General features: G+C 48.3%; 3 protein-coding genes. All 3 read left to right on the top strand.

Features of this window, described 5'->3' with window-relative positions; genetic code table 11:
* Positions 1-125 precede the first annotated feature (125 nt).
* Positions 126-296, top strand: a complete 171-nt coding sequence (locus JCM12259_RS16840; RefSeq protein ID WP_156409630.1) for a hypothetical protein — start codon at positions 126-128, stop codon at positions 294-296.
* A 23-nt stretch (positions 297-319) separates the two neighbouring features.
* On the top strand, positions 320-1,960 hold the full coding sequence (locus JCM12259_RS12590) for a hypothetical protein (RefSeq protein ID WP_025066704.1): 1,641 nt from the start codon (positions 320-322) through the stop codon (positions 1,958-1,960).
* Between the two features lie 270 nt (positions 1,961-2,230).
* Positions 2,231-2,618 (top strand): DUF6261 family protein (locus tag JCM12259_RS12585; RefSeq protein WP_025066703.1); only part of this gene is annotated, 388 nt, incomplete at its 3' end.

The following is a 2,618-nucleotide window of genomic DNA, read 5'->3' as shown; positions in this document are numbered from 1 at the left end:
CGTGGGCTAAACCCCAATAAACAAAGGGCTTCTCGGAGTTCCCTTTGTTCTTCTTTTCATGCCCTTTTGCTAACTGAGCAAAAGGAAAATAACGCAGCATTTACTCACTAAAACAACACAAAATAATGAGAAAACAAGTAGAGAGTTTAACGGCTTATCTGAAGCCCGAATGCCACGTCGTCGAAGCCACGACAGAGCAATTTATTTGTACGTCGGTGCGTCCGCACCCCGGTTCGCAAGAAGAGGATTGGGACCCGGACGATGATGTCGACGGAGGAGAGTATGAATTTGAGTAATCATCATTAAAAATCAGAAGACAATGAAGAAGTATATATTTTTAAGCGCAGCCCTGCTGTTATTCACAGCGAGCTGTAGCAACGACGATAATAACAACGAGACAAAAGAGCAGGTGCAAGCTGTACAATTCAGTTTTACCAACGAAGATTTCGGCGAGGATGAAGCCGTAACACGCGCCAACGCAGCAGGAGCGAAGCCACAGATCGTAGACCTGGGCGATTGCGAAGCCGAGATAACGGTAGAAAGCGAACCGACAGCGAAGACGCGCGGCGCATTATCACCTGCCAACGGTCATTATACGATCCGCGCTTACCAAGCCGGCACACTCAAAGACGAAATGAAGGGCACGTTTAGCGGTGGCACATTCACCCCCGACGCCAGCTCCAATAAGAAATTAAGACTCCCATATGGCACCTACGATTTCGTTGCCTTTAACGACGACGTAACCGCCAGCGGCACGAACCTAACCACCACCCGCGATAAAGCCGAAACCGCTCGCATGGGCTTCGCTACGGTTACTATCACTGGCCCTACACCCATACAGGTGCAATTCACGATGAAGCACGTCGGCTGCCGCCTGCGCACCCAATTCGTTTGCAAGAAAGATATCCCGAACAACATTACCGCTACGCTCGAAGGTGCTGCTGCTAACGTGATTCCCATAAGCGTAACTTACAATCCATCGACAAAAGCTTATACCGGCACTAATGGTGCTATGACACCCGAATCAAGTAATTCTCCGGCAAGTACAGAAACCAAATACAACGCTTCCAGATGGGGAGAAAACTACACCTATACCTCGACGAGTACCGATTATCACTATTTCCTGCCTACCACCGAGGCTTCTAACCTGAAACTTAGCTTTTCGGCTGGAACCTTATTTTGGAAGCCCCTCACTGCTACCCAAAAGTTGAATATCGCGCTATCGATGCTATCGAACAAATCGTATCTTGTCAAAATCAAGCTCAAACCCCAATTTACTTACCTCTTTACCGACGGCACCACCGGATATTTCAAAGAAACCACACAAGGCGGTGGTAGTAAAACTCCAATCGCTGTGGTTGTTGACAAAGATCTGCAACTTGCCGTAGCTTTAAACAACGCCTCTAATACAGAGATGCATTGGGGCGCAATAGGTGGTGTTGTCAACGTAGTAAATAATAGCGCAACATTCAGTACATTGGCGGCCGCGTTGACCGATATGGATGGTTATAAGTGGACTTGGGAGCCGTCGGGCAGTGCAGACGGCGTAACCGTGAAAGCCAACGATCCGCAATGCTTTGCTTTTTACAGCGCCGGCCATTACAGTCCCACGCTACCCACGGGTGTAACGCTGACCAACGGCATGGAAAACAAGAAATGGTACTTGCCCGCTTTCGGCGAATGGAAATACGTATATACAGGGTTAGGATTCAGTCATTTTATGCCCGATTTTTCTCCCTATAGTGCCAAATGGTATGGAAATTTAGCAGACCTGGCCTTTACGCAAGTGGGAGGGACTAGTATTCAGCCACCTTATTATAAGTTTTGGACAAGTACGGAGGGAAATGAGTTTTCTGCTAGCCTTGTTGAAGTATATCCGGCGGTCATGGGAGTTCGTGTGGGAAACATTTGGAAAAATCAGAATTACAAATTCTGGGTCCGCCCCTTCATCAGGTATTAATTCCCGAAAAATAATATCATCGGCTCGTCCCAACATTGGGAAAGGCGGAAAACGGAAAAAACAGGCCGTCCCAATGTTGGGAAACCGAGAAAAAAGCGAAAACAGGCTTTCCCAACTTTGGGAAGCTGCAAAAATGAGAAAAACAACGTTTCCCAATGTTGGGAACACGAAAAATGGATAAAAGGAGCGTTTCCCAAACTTGGGACGCAAAAAATCGCAGGCCGGGGGCGCTCTCACATCTTTAATTAACTTACCAAAACCAATAAACTTATGAAACTAAAAAATCTTTATTTCCATGCGCTCCAAAACATGGAGCATTATCAGTTTGCTGACCGCGTGCTGCAGCTTTGCAAGGAAGCTAATGTGCCGAAACTAACTGCTGTGTTGGGGCCGCTCACGACTGCCGTGGCTAAGGAAGATTTGGCACTCAACCAGCCCCGCGTGCTGGATGGCACCGAAGAACTCGAGTTGCTCGACAACGCGCGCGATAACGCTTATTATGCGCTAAGCCTGCTCGTCGAAATGCAGAAACGAAGCGAGGATAAGGCCACGGTTGCGGCCGCCAAAGTGCTGGCCGAAGTGATGAGCCGCTACCCGCGCGCTGCCGCCGAAAACTACGATAAGGAGACGGGCATGATCAAAAATCTCATCACCGACC

This window comes from Hoylesella enoeca JCM 12259 (genome assembly GCF_000613405.1).
Taxonomy (GTDB): Bacteria; Bacteroidota; Bacteroidia; order Bacteroidales; family Bacteroidaceae; genus Prevotella; species Prevotella enoeca.
Note: the sequence above shows the minus strand (reverse complement) of the source record. Positions and strands in the feature narration are given on the sequence as shown.

Bases quoted from the DNA above. Each gene is read 5' to 3' on its own strand.
- JCM12259_RS16840 (WP_156409630.1), top strand. From the start codon at position 126: ATGAGAAAACAAGTAGAGAGTTTAACGGCTTATCTGAAGCCCGAATGC.
- JCM12259_RS12590 (WP_025066704.1), top strand. From the start codon at position 320: ATGAAGAAGTATATATTTTTAAGCGCAGCCCTGCTGTTATTCACAGCG.